This window comes from Sphingomonas sp. S1-29, assembly GCF_026167545.1.
GTDB lineage: Bacteria > Pseudomonadota > Alphaproteobacteria > Sphingomonadales > Sphingomonadaceae > Sphingomonas.
Genome location: NZ_CP110678.1, coordinates 1 through 17,322 on the forward strand (window position 1 = coordinate 1; position 17,322 = coordinate 17,322).

Below are 17,322 nucleotides of genomic sequence, written 5' to 3' on the forward strand. Positions count from 1 at the left end.
GGGTTCAGCGAATCTTCGCAACCAGACGGAATATTGTTTTCCGGCTGAGGGGGTTTTTGACTGTTGATGATGCGTCGCCGGAAGCACGTGCTTCCCGGCACAGGAGGGGTCTGTCCGCGTGAACGAGCAAGACGAGGCTGGCCGATCGGCGACACTGGCAACCGCCTGGGAACAGGTGCGCCGGAACCTTCGTGCCCAATCGGGTGCGAAGGTGTTCGACCAGTGGCTCAAGCCCGCGACGCTGGCCGATAGCTCGGACCTCGACTGCATCCGTATCGCGCTGCCCTCGCCGTTCATGACCAACTATGTGAAGGGCCATTATGCCGAGCGGCTGCTGCTCGAGTTCCGCACGATGCTACCCGGGGTCCGCGCGGTGTCGGTCGAGACGCTGAGCGCCGCGCCAGCACCGCGTCGGGTGCTGAGCGAGGCCGCGCCCGTCGCCGCGCCCGTTGCGCAGGTGGTACCCGTTGCCGAGCGATTCGCCTTTGATCCGCGCTTTACCTTCGATCGCTTCGTTGCCGATACCTCGAACCGGGTGGCGCTCAACGCCGCCAAGGCGCTTGCCGATCGTAACCCGCCGCAGTTCAGCCCGCTCTACATCCATAGCGCGACGGGGCAGGGCAAGACGCATCTGTGCCACGCGATCGGCCATGCCTTTCAGGAGGCCAATCCCGGTGCGACCGCGATCTACATGCCCGCCGAGCGGTTCATGTTCGAATTCGTCAAGGCGGTGCGCGCGCGCGACACCTTCAGCTTCAAGGAGCGGCTGCGCGGCGTCGACCTGCTGATGATCGACGACCTGCAGTTCATCGCAGGCAAGGATTCGACGCAGGAGGAATGCTTCCACACCGTCAACGAATTCATGACGATGGGCAAAAGGCTGGTGATCGCCGCCGATCGCTCGCCCCAGCACCTCGATGGGGTCGAGCCGCGGCTGGTCAGCCGGCTGGGCGCGGGGCTGGTCACCGACATCAAGCCGCCGGAATTCGGCCTGCGCCGCGCGATCCTCGACGCCAAGCTGCGCGAGATGCCGCAAGTTGCGGTGCCCGACGAAGTGCTCGAATTGCTGGCGATGCGGATCAACACCAACATCCGCGAGCTGGAGGGCGCGCTCAACCGGCTGGTCGCCTATGCCCAGTTGATCGGTGAGACCGTGACGATGGATTTCGCGCTTCAGACCTTGGGCGAAGTGCTGCGCGGGGCACAGCGCCGCGTGACGATCGACGACATCCAAAAGGCGGTGTCGGCGCATTTCGAGATGAAGCAGCTCGATCTGATCTCCGATCGCCGCGCAGTGGCGGTGGCACGCCCGCGCCAGATCGCGATGTACCTCGCCAAGCGGCTGACGACACGCAGCCTGCCCGAGATCGGCCGCAAATTCGGCAACCGCGACCATTCGACGGTGATCCACGCGGTCAAGCGGATCGAGGATCTGCGCGGCAAAGACCGCGAGATCGACGGTGCGGTACGCAGCTTGATGCGGCAGCTGGAAAGCTGAACGACCATAGTTTGATAGCGTGACGGCGTGATACTTTCCCCTCTCGTCCGTCATTCCCGCGAAGGCGGGAATCCATAATTCCTGCACCGAATATGGATTCCCGCCTTCGCGGGAATGACGAAGAGAAGTCCGTTGTGTTGGCGGAAGAGTACCCGCTCCGGCGGCTCGCCGCAGGCGCTACGGATTGATCCTCACCAAACGGTGTGTTGGGGTACCCCCCCTCGGCAGCGAGGGGCGCAGATTACGCTACCTGAAGCCCCAGCGCTTCTTGCGCCGCGCGCAGTGTCGGCGCCGCCAGCGTCCGCGCCTTGTCAGCGCCCTTGCGTAGCTCGGCAGCCACTTCGTCGCGGTTCGCCAGCAACTGGGTCAGCCGATCGCGGATCGGGCCCAGCGTTGCCACCGTCAGGTCGGCCAGCGCTGGCTTGAACGCGCCAAAGCCTTGTCCTGCAAATTCCGCAACCACGTCGTCGGTCCCGCGTCCGGCCAGCGCGGCGTAGATCGTCACCAGATTGCGTGCCTCGGGACGCTCGGCGAGTCCCGCCATCGTCTCGGGCAGCACATCGGCGTCGCTCTTGGCCTTGCGAAGCTTGGCGACGATCGTGTCGTCGTCGTCGATCAGGTTGATCCGGCTCATGTCCGACGGGTCGGACTTCGACATCTTGGCACTGCCGTCGCGCAGCGACATGATGCGGGGGGCGGCGGCCGAAATCAGCGGTTCGGGCAGCGGGAACAGCTCGACGCCGAAATCGGTGTTGAACTTGGTCGCGACGTCGCGCGCGAGTTCGAGATGCTGCTTCTGGTCCTCGCCCACCGGCACGTGCGTCGCACGGTACAGCAGCACGTCGGCGGCCTGGAGTACCGGATAGGTGAACAGCCCGACGCTGGCCCCTTCGCGGTTCTTGCCCGCCTTGTCCTTCCACTGCGTCATGCGGTTGAGCCAGCCCATCCGCGCAGTGCCGCCGAGCAGCCAGGCGAGCTCGCTATGTTCGGGCACGCGCGCCTGGTTGAACAGGATCGCGCGGTCGGTGTCGATCCCAGCCGCGATCAGCGTCGCCGCCATCTCGACGGTGGTGCGCGCCAGCTCGTTGGGATCCTGCGTCACCGTCAGCGCGTGGAGATCGGCCAGAAAGAACAGGCAATCGTCACCCGGCTGCAGCGCATCCTGCATCGCCACCCATTGGCGGATCGCGCCGAGATAATTGCCGAGATGGAGGTTGCCGGTGGTCTGGATTCCCGAGACGATGCGCATGGATTCTTCTTCTGGTTCAAGCGGGGCGGCGGCGAAGCGCCTTGAGGTCCGACGGGCGATAGGCACCCGTCGCGAAACAGGCCGCGACATAGACCAGCCCGCCGCCCGCCACCAGCGCGCCGAGCCCGGCGATGCGTATCAGCAGGCTACCGGTGGTGTAGGGGTCGATCAGCCCGTCGAGCATGTAGAGCACGCCGCCCATCACTAGCGCGGCAATCGCCAGCCGGGGCAGGCGGCGCTTGAGCTGCGAATCGGCGACGAAATGGCCGCGCCGGCGCAGCATCCAGTAGAGTAGCGCCATGTTGACCAGCGCCGACACTGCGGTCGCCAGGGGTGGCCCCATGAAGCCGATCGTCGGGATCAAGATGAGGTTGCCGACGAGATTCACCGCTACCGCGATCATTGCGAAGCGCACCGGCGTCCTGGTGTCGCCGCGCGCGTAGAAGCCTGGGGTCAGCACCTTGATCATCACATACGCCGGCAGGCCGATTGAGAAGGCTGACAGCGCCAGGGCGGCCGCGCGGGTGTCCTCGGCGGTGAAGGCACCGTGCTGGAAGATGCCGCGGACGATCGGCTCGGCGGCGACCAGGAAGGCGACGGTGGCGGGGAGGGTGAGGAACAATGCGAGCTCGATGCCGCGATTCTGCGTCTCCATCGCGGCCTTGTCGTCGCCCGACGCCAGCATTCGCGACAGCGTCGGCAGCAGGATCGTGCCAAGGCCGATGCCGATCAGCCCCAGCGGCAGCTGGTTCAGCCGGTCGGCATAATAGAGATACGAGATCGACCCCGCTTCGAGCAGCCCGCCTGCCAGCGCGGTCGAGACCGCCAGGTTGATCTGCATCGCGCCGGCGCCGATCGCGGCGGGCAGGATCAGCCGCAGCAGCTCGCGAACATCGTTGTCGATCCGTGGCAGTCGCAAACGAAGGCTGATGCCCGCGCGGCGGCAGGCGAGGATCAGCCAGAGCAGTTGCAACGCGCCGCCGACGGTAACCGCGATCGCCTGCGCGCGCGCGGTTTCATAGCCGTTGTCGCCGTGGAAAAACCACAGCGCCGCAATCATCGCGATGTTGAGCAGGATCGGCGCGGCGGCGTTGGCGGCGAACTTGCCGAGCGAGGTGAGGACGCCGCCGAGCAACGAGACGATCGAGATCAGCGCGAGATAGGGGATGGTGATCCGCGACAGCGTGACCGCGAAGGCGAACTCGTCGGGCGTTGGATCGTCAAATCCGCCCGACAGCGCCCATGTCAGCGGATCGGCGGCGAGCATCAGTAAGACGGTGAAGCCGATCAGGATCGGCAGCAGTAGCGCCAACGTGCGCCCGGCGAAATCATACGCAGCGGTATAATCGCGGTCGGCCCCCACCTTGCGGTTGAACAGCGGTATGAATGCGGCGTTGAACGCTCCCTCGGCAAACAGCGCGCGGAACATGTTCGGCAGCTTGAACGCGACCAGAAAGGCGTCGGAGGCAAAGCCTGCGCCGACAAAGGTCGCCTGGAGCGAATCGCGCACCAGCGCGAGCACCCGGCTGACGAGCGTCAGGCCGCCGACCGATCCGAGCGCGCGGGTGAGGTTCATGGGAGCCTTCGAACGAAGCCCCTCCCTTCAAGGGAGGGGTTGGGGTGGGTGGCGTGCTCGCGATACCGCGCCCGAAGCGCTGACGGATCGGTGCCGCCCGGACCCGACCCACCCCCGACCCCTCCCGGCCAGGGAGGGGAGAAGCCGCTCAAGCGTGGCCGATGCCTTCGCCTGCGATCTCGCCGGTTTCGGCGGCTGCGGCCTGCGCCTGCTGCTGGAAATACAGCGCGCCGAAGTCGATCGGCTCGAGCAGCAGCGGCGGGAAGCCGCCGTCGCGCACGGCGTCGGCGAGCACGCGGCGCGCGAAGGGGAACAGGATGCGCGGCGCTTCGCCGAGCAGGAAGGGCTGGAGATGCTCGTTCGGAATGTTGCGCAGCCCGAACAGCCCGGCGAACGACAGCTCGCACAGATACATCACCTGGCCCTCGATCTCGCCGCGCGCTTCGATCTTCAGCACGACCTCATGGACGTCCTCGCCCACCTGCGCCGCGCCGATGTTGAACTGCACGTCGAGCTTGGGCGCGCCCTGCACCTGGTAGATCGCGGGCGCATTGGGGTTTTCGAACGACAGGTCCTTCACATATTGCGACAGGACATTGGCCATCGGCGCCGAATCTTCGCCATTGGCGGCTGGCTGCCCGAAGCCCTCGACGTTCCCCTGCTCGTCCATCGGATAGGCCCTTTCATGTGGTGGCGGGCACGCCCGGCGCACCGAATATTGGAAAGCGCGGCGACTAGCAGGGAGGCCGCGCCAGTTCAACGGCCCGGCCCTCGCCAAAATGACATCGGCGGCGCTATTTGAATCCGGTCGCCCTTGCGCCTATGTTGTGGATCGAACTCGTCGGAGGCACGGTGCTCTACGTTATTCTTCTTGCAATGGTCGCGGGCTTTCTGGCGCTGCGGCTCTATTCGGTCCTCGGCAAGCGCACGGGCCATGAACAGCCCCTGCCCAAGCCGGCGGAGGATCGCGTCGCCACGCTGCCGGTACCGCGCTCGATCGACCTGCCCGCCGAAACGCGCGACACCGTCAACCGGTTGATCGAGCCCAAGGCCGAAGGCGGGATCCGCGCGCTGGTCGCCGCCGATCCGTCGTTCGACCTGACGCAGTTCGTCGAGGGCGCGAAATCGGCGTATCGGATGATCCTCGAGGCCTATTGGAAGGGCGATCGCGAGACGCTCGAGTGGCTGGTGGAGCCCGACGTGAAGGCGGCGTTCGAAAGCGCGATCGACGCGCGCGCCGCCGCCGGCGAAACCCTCGAGAATCGGCTGGTTTCGATCGAGCGTGCGGTCGTGTCCGATGCCGCGGTCGATGGCTCGCTCGCGCGTGTCACGGTGCGGTTCGACGCCGATATCGCAGCGATCACGCGCGGTGCAGAGGGCAATGTCGTTGCGGGTTCGCTCAGCGACGCGGTCGAGACGCACGATGCGTGGACCTTCACTCGCCGGCTTCGCAGCGACGATCCCAATTGGAAGCTCGCCGAGACCGACGAAGTCTGAGCGCGATGACGGGGGTTTGAGGAACATGCGGACCCGGGGGGGAGTCGCGCTGGCCTTGCTGCTGGCGTCGTGCAGCAACGCGATCGTTCCTGGTGGAATCGAGCCGGGCGCGCCCGCGCCTGCACGCGGGCCGGAGACCACCGCCGATGCGGCGCGTTGGCCCAGTGCCGCCAAGCCGCTCGATCCGATCACCGCGCCTGCCGCGCCCGCCACTGCCGTTAGCGCCGCTACGGCAGGGGTCATTGCCGGGCCGGCGATCGCCTCGTTGCCCGTCGACAGCGCCGCAGCGACGCGCGCGCTCGCTGCTTTTCGCACGAGCTGCCCTTCGCTCCAGAAGCGCAACGATGTCACCGGGCTGACGCGTGGCAGCGACTGGGCCAAACCCTGCGCCGATGCGCAGCGCGCTACCGACGCCCGGACCTTCTTCGTGACCAGCTTCGAAGCCGTACAGATCGCCGACGGGCGCGCCTTCGCGACTGGCTATTACGAGCCCGAGATCCGCGGCGCGCGCACCCGCCAGCGCGGCTATGAAACCCCGGTCTATGCCAAGCCCGCCGACCTGGTCGACGTCGACATGGGGCTGTTCGCGTCGGACCTTGCCGGCCGCAAGTTCCGCGGGCGGGTGGAGGACGGCGCGTTCGTGCCGTATCACGACCGAACCCGGATCGAGGAAGGCGTGCTTGCGGGCAAGGGGCTCGAACTCGCCTGGGCCGCCGATCCGATCGAATTGTTCTTTCTGCAGGTGCAAGGGTCGGGGCGGCTGCGGCTGCCCGACGGATCGGTCATGCGGATCGGCTACGCCAGCCAGAACGGCCAGCCCTATACCGGCATCGGCAAGCTGATGCGCGATCGCGGGCTGCTCCAGCCGGGACAGGCGTCGATGCAGGGGATCATGGCGTATCTGCGCGCCAACCCCGCCGAGGGCCAGGCGATCATGCGCGAGAACAAGAGCTATGTGTTCTTTCGCGAACTGACCGGGCCAGGGCCGCTGGGGGCGATGGGGCTGCCGGTGACCCCGCGCGCGACCGTTGCCGCCGATCCGCGCTTCGTGCCGCTCGGCGCGCCGGTGTTCCTGTCGATGGATCGTCCCGACGCCAATGGCATCTGGGTGGCGCAGGATACCGGCGGCGCGATCAAGGGCGCCAACCGCTTCGATACGTTCTGGGGCGCGGGCGACGAGGCACGCGCTACCGCGGGCGGCATGTCGGCGCGCGGCACCGCCTTCCTTCTGGTGCCGCGCGGCACCCTCGCACGGTTGCGCGGTGGTCAGCCGACGCCTTAGCCCCGAGGAAACCGCGCTATGGGCGCGGGTGATGGCATCGGTGCGTCCGATCGAGGGGAGGGCGAAGCCTGCAGCGCCGGTCGCGGCGCCGGTGGCAGCGCCGCCCAAGACCGCGCCGGTGAAATCGCCCCCGCCGAAATTCGTGAAGATCAGGCCTGCGCCGGTTCCGGCTGCATTGGTCGCCGCGCGACCGCCGGTGTCGCCCAAGCCCGCGGCCAAGGCGACGCTCGATGGCGGCTGGGATAAGCGACTGGCGCGCGGATTGGTATCACCCGAAAGCTCGATCGACCTGCACGGCCATACGCTGTCGACCGCGCATCGCGTGCTCGATGCCGGGCTTGCCGACGCGATCACCCGCGGTGACCGGGTGCTGCTGCTCGTCACCGGCAAGCCGCCGCGCGCCGATGCCGAGCGGCCCTATGGCCGGGGGGCGATTCGAGCGGCGATCGGCGATTGGCTCGCGGGCTCGCGCCATGCCGAACGGATCGCGGCGGTACGCGGCGCGCATCCGCGGCACGGCGGGGCGGGGGCGCTGTACATCGTCCTGCGCCGCGCGCGGACCGGCTGACGCAACTTCAAGACTAACACCGCTGTTTTGTTAATCTATTTGGGCGATGTTGCGAGTCGCAGGAAGCCGTTTGTAACAGCGGCGGGCCAGGGGATTCACCGCCGACGATGCATGGCTTCTCGCTCACGAGCAGGGCGACCCTATTCGCGATCTGTGCTGGTGCGGCGGTGTTCGCCGTGTCGCTGGCGGCAGGCGCGAATCTGGTCGGCGCGCTTGCCGCCGCGAGTGGCTGCGCGATGCTGTGCTGGGCCGCGGGGCGCCAAGTGTTCGCTTCCTATGCCGATTCGCTCGATGCCGCGATCCAGCGGCTGGCGCGCGCGACCAATGGTGATTTGCTGAGCGCGATTCCCCCCGAGGTCGGGCGTACCGCGCCTGCGCTTGCCGGCGCGATGGACGGGCTGTTCCGCCAGCTTCACGGCAATTTCGAGCATGTCCACCGGCTGGCGATGTACGATCCGGTGACCGCGCTGCCCAACCGGATCAGCTTCCAGCGCTCGTGCGAGGCGATGCTGGCCGCCGGACGCCCCGGCGACATCTCGGCGTTGTTCTTTATCGATCTCGACCGTTTCAAGGCGGTCAACGATACGCTCGGCCACGCGAACGGCGACCTGCTGCTCGGGATGGTCGCCGATCGTATCCGCGGGATCGCCGATCGTCACGCCGCCAAGCCCGCCAAGGCGCAGCCGTTGATCGGTCGCCTTGCCGGGGACGAATTCACGATGTTCTTCCCCGCGCTTACCGATGCCGAGGAAAGCGAGCGGATCGGCCGCGCGATCCAGCACGCGCTGAGCCAGCCCTTCGCATTGTCCGACCAGGAAGTGCGGATCGGCGCGTCGATCGGGATCGCGATTCGGCCGCAGCACGGCGCCGCCCTCGACGATCTGATGCGCGCCGCCGACGCAGCGATGTACCACGCCAAGGCCACCGGTCGCGGCCGCGCCGAATATTTCACCGAGACCCTGGCGGCCGAGATCGCGACCCGTGCGCGGCTCGAAAGCGACCTGCGCGAGGCGATGGCAAAGCGGCAGTTCAGCCTGGTGTTCCAACCCCAGGTCAGCGCGCAGGACGGCCACATCGTCGGCGCCGAGGCGTTGCTGCGCTGGCAGCATCCCGAAGGCGAGAAGCTGCCCGCCGCGTTCATCCAGCGCGCCGAGGAAACCGGGCTGATCGTCGAGATCGGCGAATGGGTGGTCGAATCGGTCGCCGCGACGATCGCCCGCTGGGCGCAGCTGGGCATCGAGAAGCGGATGGCGGTGAACATCAGCCCGCGGCAGATCGACCATGCGCATTTCTTCCGCCGGTTGCGCGCGGCGATGCACAATGCGCAGGCGCCGGCGACGCTGCTCGAGCTGGAGATCAGCGAGACGCTGGCGATGACCTGCAGCGACGAGGTGATCGCCGCGATCGAAGCGCTTCGCGCCGACGGTGCGACAATCGCGATCGACGATTTCGGTACGGGCTATTCGAACCTTGCGCGGCTGCGCGCGCTGCCGGTCGATCGCGTGAAGCTCGACCGCAGTTTGATCGAGAATGTCGCGACCCACCACGAGGCGCGGATCATCGCGCAGGCGGTGATCAGCCTGATCCATGGGCTGAATTGCGAAGCGGTGGCCGAGGGGATCGAATCGGCGGCGCAGGCGCAGGTGCTGCGAATCATCGGCTGCGATGTGCTGCAGGGCTATGCGGTGGCGCGGCCGATGCCCGAGGATATCTTCCTTGCCTGGGCGCAGACGCCGCGGATGCCGCTGCTCAGCCGAGCGTTCGCCGGATGATGTCGGCGTAGATCGCGCGCAACGTGACGAGGTCGGCGACCGCCACTGCCTCGTCGAGCTTGTGCATCGTCGCGTTGCACAGCCCGAATTCGACCACCGGGCAGAGCTTGGCGAGGAACCGCGCATCCGAGGTTCCCCCGCTGGTCGATAGCGCGGGGCGGACGCCGGTATGCGCTTCGACCGAATCGGCGACGATCGTCGAAAGCCGGCCCGGCTGGGTGAGGAACGCCTCGCCCGAAACCCGCGCAACGACGCTCGCCTCGGGGGCGTGGCGGTGGACCAGCCCCTTAATCAGCGCGCCCAGCTCGGCGCCGCGATGCAGATCGTTGAAGCGGATGCTGATCCGCGCCGAGGCCTGTGCCGGGATGACGTTGGTCGCGGGATTGCCGACGGTGATGTCGGTCACTTCGATGTTCGAGGGCTGGAACCAGTCGGTGCCGTGATCGAGCGCGATCGAATCGATCTCCGCCAGGATCGCGACCAGCCGCGGGATCGGATTGTCCGCGAGATGCGGGTAGGCGACGTGGCCCTGGCGGCCGGGGACGGTGATCCAGATGTTCACCGATCCGCGGCGGCCGATCTTCATCATGTCTCCCAGGCGATCGACGCTGGTGGGTTCGCCGACGATGCAGAGATCGGGCGCGATTCCCCGCGCCGCCATGCGGTCGATCAGCGCCGGGGTGCCGAAGGTCGCGGGGCCTTCTTCGTCGCCGGTGATGATCAGGCTGAGCGTGCCGCGCGGTTGCGGATCGGCGCAGGCGGCGACGAACGCGCCGATCGCGCCCTTCATGTCGACCGCGCCGCGGCCATATAGATGATCACCGCGGATTTCGGGCGCGAACGGCGCGCTGGTCCAGCCGGTGCCAGGGGGGACGACGTCGAGATGCCCGGCGAAGGCGAGGTGGGTGCCACCTTCTCCGCGGGTGGCGAGCAGGTTTTCGACCGGGCCGTCGGGCGCCTCACCCGCGACGAATCGATCGACCGCGAAGCCGAGCGGGACGAGCATCGCTTCGAGGATGTCGAACACCTGGCCACGCGCCGGGGTGACGCTGTCGGCGGAAAGGAGCGCGGTGGTGAGGGCGATCGGATCGTGGGTCATGCTTGCCGGCATCGCGCAAGCTTGACGGCTAGGCAATCCCGCGTTGCATCAGGCGGCGGCGCGGGCGGCGTCCTGGCGGGCGTACCAGCGTTCGAACTCGCCGACTTCCATCGGTCGCGCGAAAAAATAGCCCTGCGCCTCGTCGCAGCCCGTGTCGAACAACACATCGGCCGCCTCGGCGGTTTCGACGCCTTCGGCAACCACGCGGTAACCTAGATCGTGCGACAGCGAGATCATCGATCGCACCAAGGTTCGTTCGCGCTCGCCCTCGGTAAGGCGCCGGACGAAGGACTGGTCGATCTTCACCACCTTGGCGGGGAGCTGCTGGAGATAGGCGAGGCTGCTGTGGCCGGTGCCGAAATCGTCGATCGCGATTGCGATGCCCGCTGCTTCGATTGCCGCCAACTGAGCGAGCGAGCGCGCCTTATTTTCCATCACCGCGCTCTCGGTCAGCTCGATCTCGAATGTTTCGGGGGGCACCTGATGCTTGAGCAGATAGAGCTGCAGCCGCTGCGCGAAATCGGCTTCGTCGAGATTGGCTGCCGACACGTTGATCGACAGCCGAATCGCAATGCCCGACCCCAGCCACGCGGCGAGCTGCGCCAGCCCGGCATCGAGCACCTTGGCGGTGGTCGGCCGCGCCAGCGACGTCTGCTCGACGATCGGGATAAACTCGGCGGGCGATACCTCGCCGAGCGTCGGATGGTCCCAGCGCAGCAGCGCCTCGGCACCCAGGCACCGGCGCGAGGCGAGGTCGATCCGCGGCTGATAGACGAGGCGGAGTTGCGCGGGGGCTTCGAGCGCCACACCGAAATCCTCGAGTAGCGTAAATCGGCGGCGGTGCGCGGTATCTTCGGCCGACGAATAGAAGCTGATCGCGGGCTCGTGATTACATGCGTCCAACGATGCGCTGTACGCCAGCCGCAACACATCGTTCGGCGCCGATTCGCCGACGATGAACGGTGCGACCCCAATCATGCCGTTGAGCCCGAACTTGGTGTCTGGCCCCTTGCTCAGCCGGCGCAACAGCGATTCGAGCGGCGCGCGATATTCGATGTCGTCGACGTTGCGCGGCGCCAGGAACACGAATTTGGTCAGGGCGACGTGATAGGCGGTGCGCTTGGGGCCGAGCTTGGCGCGAAGCACGCGCGCGCCCTCCTGGACCAGCGTGTCGATATAGGCCGAGCCGAGCGCGCGCGCGCCATTATCGAGCTGGTCGGCGCGGGCAAGATCGACCAGCACCGCAAGCCGGCGCGTGCCGGGCGTATCGCGCGCCAGGTCTTCGAGATCTTCGAGAAACTGGGTGCGGTTGGGCAGGCCGCTGAGCGGATCGATTCGCCCCATCGCATGCGTCAGCTCGATCTGTGTCATCACCATCTGAGCGAGATCGTTGAGCGATGCCATCTCGGCATCGGTCGCGCTGCGCGGTTCGGGGCCGAGCACGCAAAGCGCGCCCAGGCCAAAGCCGTCGCGCGTCGTCAGCGGCGCGCCGGCGTAGAAGCGCACACCCTGGCCCGCCAGGATGCTGGTCGCATAGTGGCTGTCGGACAGCAGATCGGGCACGACCAGCGGGGCACTGCTCTCGGCAACCGCCGCGCAGGGAGCTTTGTCGCGCGGGATCGATTGATGCTCAACGCCGACGCGCGACTTGAACCATTGGCGATCATGATCGGTCAGCGACACCGCCGCTACCGGTAGCCCGAAAATCTGGCTCGCAAGACGTGTGATCCGATCGAACGCCTCGCTCGGCGAGGTGTCGAGCAGGTTCAGGCGATGTAGCGCGTCGAGCCGCGCTGCTTCATATCGATCGGCCATCGATCGACAATGCCCGGCTTAAACTAAAGAATAGGTATAGACCGTCGGCCTAACTACTTATCATGGATCAGTAACAGCAGCCATAATGGCCCGAAAAGCGCGCCCGGTGACTAAAGCCCGTACCCGGCAGCGAAGCTCGCGTCAGGCAGCCGGTGCCTGCTCATATTGTTCGAGCACCCATTCCTCTTCCTGCGCGCAGGCGATCCAGTCCTGCATGCAGGGATGCGCGATGACGGCGTTCATGTACGGGCCGGCGAAGCGCGCGAAGGGCAGCGAATAGGTGATGATCCGCGTCACGACCGGCGCGAACATGATGTCGACCGCGCCCCATTTGCCGAACAGGAATTCACCGTCGCCACCGAAGCGCGCGCGTGCCTGCGCCCATAATTCCATGATCCGGCCGAGATCGGCCAATACGTCGGCGTCGGGTTCCCCTGCCTCATATACCTGCCGAATGTTCATCGGATGCTTGCGTCGCAGCGCAGCGTAGCTCGAATGCATTTCGGCCGCCATCGACCGCGCCATCGCGCGGGCCGCGGGATCGGCAGGCCAGAAGCGGTCGTCGCCGGTCTTTTCGTTGAGATATTCGATGATTGCCAGGCTGTCCCAGATCACCACGTCGCCATCCCACAGGATCGGCACCTTGCCTGACGACGGCGCAAATTCATCGCCCTCGCGGCGCTGTTCCCAGGCCTGGTCGTACAGCGGCACGACGACCTCCTCGAAGGCCAGCCCCGCATGCTTGACCGCGAGCCAGCCGCGAAGCGACCATGACGAATAGGCCTTGTTGCCCAGTATAAGCTTTAGCATGTGCTGGAGGTAGCCGGGCGGGGGCGGCGGGGCAACTGTGCGGGTGGGTTGCGAGACCGGCGTCGCTCCAGCGGAAGCTGGGGTCTAGTCCACGCTGGTACCGTCGCGCTCGTGGCCCTGGACCCCAGCTTTCGCTGGGGTGACGGGTGCGTTGCTGCACTGCAGCCACGATTTGTCGCATCACCGCCCAACAGCCCGGTGGATTCGCCGCCCGTTTCGCTTATGGTCGGTCCATCGTGATCCACGCGCTCGCCAATCCTGTTCGCTTCCTCAAGATCGCGAAGCCGTTGACCCCGGTGCTGGTGTGGGGCGGGCTCGCCTTGCTGCTGTTCGGCGCTTGGGCGGGGCTGACGCAGACGCCCCCCGATTATCTGCAGGGCGAGACGGTGCGAATCCTGTACCTTCACGTTCCCGCCGCCTGGCTGGGGATGGGCGGATGGAGCGGAATCGCGATTTCGAGCATCGCCTATCTGGTATGGCGGCATCCGCTCGCCGCCGTCTCGGCACGCGCCTGCGCGGTGCCCGGCGCGCTGTTCGCCGCGATCTGTCTTGCGACCGGATCGATCTGGGGGCGCCCGACCTGGGGAACGTGGTGGCAATGGGACGGTCGGCTGACGTCGATGCTGCTGCTATTCTTCGTATACCTCGCCTATATAGCGCTATCGCGTGCCGATGCGGCGCGCGGCGGCGATGCGCGCATTCCGGCGTTGTTCGGGGTCGCGGGCACCGTCCTGCTGCCGATCATCCGCTATTCGGTGGTCTGGTGGAACACGCTGCACCAGGGACAGAGCCTCAGCTTGACCAAATCGACGATCGACAATGCCATCCTCTGGCCGCTGGCGTTCACGCTTTCGGGCTTTACCCTGCTGTTCGCAGGCATCGTCCTGATGCGGATGCGCGCGATCCTGGCTTCCTCGAAGGTAGAGGCGCGGATGCGCCGGATGGCAGCAGCATGAACCAATGGTTTTTCGTGATCGCGGCTTACGGCGTCGCGGTGCTGGGGACGGGGGCGATCCTGATCGAGAGCTTCCTGGCGATGCGCCGCGCCGAAAACGCCGCCGACAAGGTGCGCAGGCGATGAAGGCGAAGCATCAGCGGTTGCTGCTGGCCGGGCTCGGTCTGGTCGCGGTGATGGGCGCGAGCGGCTTGGCGCTGTCGGCGCTGCAGGACGAAGCCGCGTTCTTCTATGCCCCCGCCGATGTCGCGGGCAAGCCGCCGCCGGTGGGGCGCGCGGTGCGGTTGGGCGGGATGGTCGCGGCGGGATCGATCAAGCCGCAGCCCGATGGCGTGTCGATCAACTTCGTGGTGACCGACGGCAAGGCGACCGTGCCGGTGCGCTTCAGCGGAATCGCGCCCGATCTGTTCAAGGAAGATTCGGGGGTAGTCGCCGAGGGCATGTTCCAGCCCGATGGCAGCTTCACCGCGACGAACCTGCTCGCCAAGCATGACGAGCGCTACATGCCGCCTGAAATGGCGGGCAAGATGGCTGCGGCCGAGACGCTAGAACCGTGATCGGAACGCCATGATCGCCGAAGCCGGACTTGCGGCGCTGTGGCTTGCCGCGGCGCTGGCGCTGTTGCAGCTGGTGCTGGCGGGGCTGGGGTTGTGGATGTCCAGAACATCCGTTCGTCCTGAGCTTGTCGAAGGATCGTCCTTTTCTTCTTCGGTCGAGCAGAAGAACGGTGCTTCGACAAGCTCAGCACGAACGGGAGGGGGCGGTTCTGCTCTGACCGAAGAAAAGGCAGCAACCGCCGCGCAGCTCATCGCCGGCGTCCGCCCGGTCGCGATCGTCCAGGGGCTGCTCGCCGCGCTGTCGTTCGTGCTGCTGATCCTGCTCTTCATCCGATCGGACATGTCGGTCGTGCTGGTCGCGCAGAACAGCCATTCGGCCAAGCCGCTGATGTACAAGATAGCCGGCGCCTGGGGGAATCACGAAGGGTCGATGCTGCTGTGGGTCACGGTGCTGGCGATCGCCGGCGGCGCGATCGCCATCATCGAGCGGCGGCTGAACGAGGCGACTTTGGTCGCGACGATGGCGGCGCAGGCCGCGATCGCGCTCGGCTTCTACGCCTTCCTGCTGATCGCATCGAATCCGTTTGCGCGGCTCAATCCCGCCGCCCCCGAAGGCGCGGGGCTCAACCCGCTGCTGCAGGACCCCGGCTTGGCCTTCCATCCGCCGACTTTGTACTTCGGCTATGTCGGGCTGTCGGTGGCGTTCAGCTTCGCGGTCGGTGCGCTGGTGATGCGCGATGTCGGGCCGGCATTCGCGCGCGCGATGCGCCCCTGGGTGCTCGGTGCCTGGATATTCCTCACGATCGGTATCACCGCGGGCAGCTATTGGGCCTATTACGAGCTCGGCTGGGGTGGCTGGTGGTTCTGGGACCCGGTCGAGAACGCCTCGCTGATGCCCTGGCTCGCGGCGACCGCTTTGCTCCATTCGGTGACGGTGCTGGCGACGCGCGACGGCCTGCGGTCGTGGACGATCATGCTCGCGGTGGTTGCGTTCAGCATGTCGATGATCGGCACCTTCCTGGTGCGATCGGGAATCCTGACCAGCGTCCACGCCTTTGCCGTCGATCCGAGCCGCGGCAGCTTCATCCTGGCGCTGTTAATCCTGTATATCGGCGGTGCACTCGTGCTGTTCGGCTGGCGGATCGGCAGCGTAAAGCAGGGCTCGACCTTCGAACTGGTCAGCCGCGAGGGCGGGCTGATCTTCAACAATTTGTTGCTGTCGGTGATCCTGGGGATCGTGCTGATCGGCACGCTGTATCCGATCGTCGCGCAGGCAATGGGGACGCAATTGTCGGTCGGTCCGCCGTTCTTCAACAAGACCACTGCACCGATTGCGCTGTTGCTGATGCTCGGCATGGCGGTGGGGCCGATGATCCGCTGGCGGCGCGACGAGGGCAAGGAACTGATCGGGCGGATGACCGCGCCGATCGGGGTGGCGCTGGCGGGGCTGGTCGCGGTGTTCGTGATCGCACCCGATACCGCGATCCTGCCGCTGCTGGGGCTGGGCTTCGCGTTCGGGCTGGCGGTGGCGAGCGTCGCGCCGCTTTGGAAGCGCAATCTGCGTCGCACGCCGCTGTTCACCTATGGCATGGTCGTCGCGCATCTCGGTGTCGCGGTGAGCGTCGCGGGGATGGCGAGCGAGGCTGCGTTCACGCAGGAGAAACTGGTCGCGGTGCGGGTGGGGCAGGTGACTGAGGTCGGCCCCTATTCGGTGGTGCTCGAAGGCATCAGGCCTGCGATCGGGCCGAACTGGTCGGCGCTCGAAGGCCGGCTGCGCGTGCAGCGCGGCGAAGCTACGCCGTTCACCATGCGACCGCAGAGCCGCTTCTTCTCGGCGCCGCCGACGGTGACGAGCGAAGCTGCGATCGAGACGGTGTTCGATGGCCAGCTTTATACCGTGCTGGGCCAGCCCGATGGCGAGGGCCGGTGGCAGCTTCGTTTGTGGTGGAAACCGTTCGTGACGCTGATCTGGCTCGGCGGGATGCTGATCGGGCTGGGTGGGTTGTTGTCGTTGATCGGCCGCGTGGTGCGTGAGCGGCGGATTCCCATTCGGATGGCTGCGGCATGAAGAAGCTGCTGCTGTGGGTGCCGTTGCTGGTGTTCGCGGGGCTGGTCGCGCTGGCGGTGCATGGGCTGTACCGGCCCAATGACCCGACGATCCGCTCGGCGCTGGTGGGCAAGCCGCTGCCCGCGCTGACGCTCGAACCGATGTTGCCGGGCAAGCCCGGGCTGGCACTGGGCGAGAATCCCGGCGGTGCGCCGCGGCTGGTCAATGTGTTCGCGAGCTGGTGCGTGCCCTGCATTGCGGAGGCGCCGCAGCTGATGCGGCTCAAGCAGGCGGGCGTCGCGATCGATGCGATCGCGATTCGCGATACCGGGCCGGCGATCGCGCGGTTCCTGGCCGAACATGGCGACCCCTATCGCCGGATCGGCGACGATCCGCGAAGCGCGGTGCAGCTTGCGCTGGGCTCGTCGGGGGTGCCCGAAACCTTCGTGATCGACGCGCAGGGGCGGATCGCGATGCAGCATATCGGCGCGATCACCGAGGGCGACGTGCCGCGGATTTTGGCGGCGTTGGAGGCGGCGCGGTGAGGTGGCGGAACCACAACCGTCACCCCGGCCTTGAGCCGGGGTTTACCTCGCG

16 protein-coding genes are annotated in these 17,322 nt (G+C 66.8%); 10 read left to right on the forward strand and 6 right to left on the reverse strand.

All coding sequences use genetic code 11. The features are described from left to right. Positions 1–118: 118 nt before the first annotated feature. Positions 119–1,498 (forward strand): chromosomal replication initiator protein DnaA, encoded by a 1,380-nt coding sequence (dnaA, locus tag OKW76_RS00005; protein WP_265550017.1) that lies wholly within the window; start codon positions 119–121, stop codon positions 1,496–1,498. Between the two features lie 241 nt (positions 1,499–1,739). On the opposite strand, the gene trpS is transcribed toward dnaA, so the two are convergent. From trpS to secB, 3 genes are all read right to left on the reverse strand, one after another. Then, positions 1,740–2,747: a tryptophan--tRNA ligase gene (gene trpS / locus OKW76_RS00010; RefSeq protein ID WP_265550020.1), complete on the reverse strand. Its 1,008-nt coding sequence runs from the start codon at positions 2,745–2,747 to the stop codon at positions 1,740–1,742. A gap of 16 nt (positions 2,748–2,763) precedes the next feature. Further along, the gene (gene murJ / locus OKW76_RS00015; protein WP_265550022.1) at positions 2,764–4,323 is read right to left on the reverse strand and encodes a murein biosynthesis integral membrane protein MurJ; all 1,560 of its coding nucleotides are present in this window, start codon (positions 4,321–4,323) and stop codon (positions 2,764–2,766) included. Positions 4,324–4,471: 148 nt separating this feature from the next. After that, positions 4,472–4,993, reverse strand: coding sequence for a protein-export chaperone SecB (gene secB, locus OKW76_RS00020; protein ID WP_265550024.1), 522 nt, complete (start codon positions 4,991–4,993; stop codon positions 4,472–4,474). Positions 4,994–5,199: 206 nt separating this feature from the next. Here secB and OKW76_RS00025 point away from each other — a divergent pair, with 206 nt between their 5' ends. The 4 genes from OKW76_RS00025 (at position 5,200) to OKW76_RS00040 (ending at position 9,442) form a co-directional block, all read left to right on the forward strand. Further along, complete coding sequence (locus OKW76_RS00025) at positions 5,200–5,820, forward strand: Tim44/TimA family putative adaptor protein (protein WP_416221828.1); 621 nt, start codon at positions 5,200–5,202, stop codon at positions 5,818–5,820. Positions 5,821–5,845: 25 nt separating this feature from the next. After that, positions 5,846–7,102 carry a murein transglycosylase A gene (locus OKW76_RS00030; protein WP_265550028.1) on the forward strand — a complete coding sequence of 419 codons (1,257 nt, stop codon included), beginning with the start codon at positions 5,846–5,848 and terminating at the stop codon, positions 7,100–7,102. A gap of 31 nt (positions 7,103–7,133) precedes the next feature. Next, positions 7,134–7,670: a Smr/MutS family protein gene (locus OKW76_RS00035; protein WP_265550030.1), complete on the forward strand. Its 537-nt coding sequence runs from the start codon at positions 7,134–7,136 to the stop codon at positions 7,668–7,670. A gap of 107 nt (positions 7,671–7,777) precedes the next feature. Beyond that, a complete protein-coding gene (locus OKW76_RS00040) occupies positions 7,778–9,442 on the forward strand; it encodes a putative bifunctional diguanylate cyclase/phosphodiesterase (RefSeq protein ID WP_265550032.1) in 1,665 nt (554 codons plus the stop codon). Here OKW76_RS00040 and dapE read toward each other — a convergent pair. From dapE to OKW76_RS00055, 3 genes are all read right to left on the reverse strand, one after another. Further along, entirely contained in the window at positions 9,420–10,541 is a 1,122-nt protein-coding gene (gene dapE, locus OKW76_RS00045; protein ID WP_265550034.1) for a succinyl-diaminopimelate desuccinylase, read from the reverse strand. The two genes, OKW76_RS00040 and dapE, sit on opposite strands and share 23 nt — an antisense overlap. A 48-nt stretch (positions 10,542–10,589) precedes the next feature. After that, entirely contained in the window at positions 10,590–12,356 is a 1,767-nt protein-coding gene (locus tag OKW76_RS00050; protein ID WP_265550036.1) for a putative bifunctional diguanylate cyclase/phosphodiesterase, read from the reverse strand. Positions 12,357–12,497: 141 nt separating this feature from the next. Then, positions 12,498–13,166 carry a glutathione S-transferase family protein gene (locus OKW76_RS00055; protein ID WP_265550038.1) on the reverse strand — a complete coding sequence of 223 codons (669 nt, stop codon included), beginning with the start codon at positions 13,164–13,166 and terminating at the stop codon, positions 12,498–12,500. 236 nt (positions 13,167–13,402) lie between these two features. On the opposite strand from OKW76_RS00055, the gene ccmC reads away from it, so the two are divergent. From ccmC to OKW76_RS00080, 5 genes are read left to right on the forward strand one after another with little or no spacing between them, the layout of a single operon-like run. Continuing rightward, the gene (gene ccmC, locus OKW76_RS00060; RefSeq protein ID WP_265550040.1) at positions 13,403–14,122 is read left to right on the forward strand and encodes a heme ABC transporter permease CcmC; all 720 of its coding nucleotides are present in this window, start codon (positions 13,403–13,405) and stop codon (positions 14,120–14,122) included. Next, on the forward strand, positions 14,119–14,247 hold the full coding sequence (locus OKW76_RS00065) for a hypothetical protein (protein ID WP_265550042.1): 129 nt from the start codon (positions 14,119–14,121) through the stop codon (positions 14,245–14,247). The genes ccmC and OKW76_RS00065 overlap by 4 nt, the downstream gene beginning before the upstream one ends. Continuing rightward, on the forward strand, positions 14,244–14,678 hold the full coding sequence (gene ccmE / locus OKW76_RS00070; RefSeq protein WP_256506883.1) for a cytochrome c maturation protein CcmE: 435 nt from the start codon (positions 14,244–14,246) through the stop codon (positions 14,676–14,678). Before OKW76_RS00065 ends, ccmE begins: the two co-directional genes overlap by 4 nt. Before the next feature lie 10 nt (positions 14,679–14,688). Next, a complete protein-coding gene (locus OKW76_RS00075) occupies positions 14,689–16,746 on the forward strand; it encodes a heme lyase CcmF/NrfE family subunit (RefSeq protein ID WP_265550043.1) in 2,058 nt (685 codons plus the stop codon). Next, positions 16,743–17,270, forward strand: coding sequence for a redoxin family protein (locus tag OKW76_RS00080; protein ID WP_265550045.1), 528 nt, complete (start codon positions 16,743–16,745; stop codon positions 17,268–17,270). Before OKW76_RS00075 ends, OKW76_RS00080 begins: the two co-directional genes overlap by 4 nt. The last annotated feature ends 52 nt before the right edge of the window (positions 17,271–17,322 follow it).

Bases quoted from the DNA above. Each gene is read 5' to 3' on its own strand.
- dapE (WP_265550034.1), bottom strand. From the start codon at position 10,541: ATGACCCACGATCCGATCGCCCTCACCACCGCGCTCCTTTCCGCCGAC.
- secB (WP_265550024.1), bottom strand. From the start codon at position 4,993: ATGGACGAGCAGGGGAACGTCGAGGGCTTCGGGCAGCCAGCCGCCAAT.
- OKW76_RS00055 (WP_265550038.1), bottom strand. From the start codon at position 13,166: ATGCTAAAGCTTATACTGGGCAACAAGGCCTATTCGTCATGGTCGCTT.
- OKW76_RS00040 (WP_265550032.1), top strand. From the start codon at position 7,778: ATGCATGGCTTCTCGCTCACGAGCAGGGCGACCCTATTCGCGATCTGT.
- ccmE (WP_256506883.1), top strand. From the start codon at position 14,244: ATGAAGGCGAAGCATCAGCGGTTGCTGCTGGCCGGGCTCGGTCTGGTC.
- trpS (WP_265550020.1), bottom strand. From the start codon at position 2,747: ATGCGCATCGTCTCGGGAATCCAGACCACCGGCAACCTCCATCTCGGC.
- OKW76_RS00025 (WP_416221828.1), top strand. From the start codon at position 5,200: ATGGTCGCGGGCTTTCTGGCGCTGCGGCTCTATTCGGTCCTCGGCAAG.
- murJ (WP_265550022.1), bottom strand. From the start codon at position 4,323: ATGAACCTCACCCGCGCGCTCGGATCGGTCGGCGGCCTGACGCTCGTC.
- OKW76_RS00080 (WP_265550045.1), top strand. From the start codon at position 16,743: ATGAAGAAGCTGCTGCTGTGGGTGCCGTTGCTGGTGTTCGCGGGGCTG.
- OKW76_RS00075 (WP_265550043.1), top strand. From the start codon at position 14,689: ATGATCGCCGAAGCCGGACTTGCGGCGCTGTGGCTTGCCGCGGCGCTG.
- OKW76_RS00065 (WP_265550042.1), top strand. From the start codon at position 14,119: ATGAACCAATGGTTTTTCGTGATCGCGGCTTACGGCGTCGCGGTGCTG.
- OKW76_RS00050 (WP_265550036.1), bottom strand. From the start codon at position 12,356: ATGGCCGATCGATATGAAGCAGCGCGGCTCGACGCGCTACATCGCCTG.
- OKW76_RS00035 (WP_265550030.1), top strand. From the start codon at position 7,134: ATGGCATCGGTGCGTCCGATCGAGGGGAGGGCGAAGCCTGCAGCGCCG.
- OKW76_RS00030 (WP_265550028.1), top strand. From the start codon at position 5,846: ATGCGGACCCGGGGGGGAGTCGCGCTGGCCTTGCTGCTGGCGTCGTGC.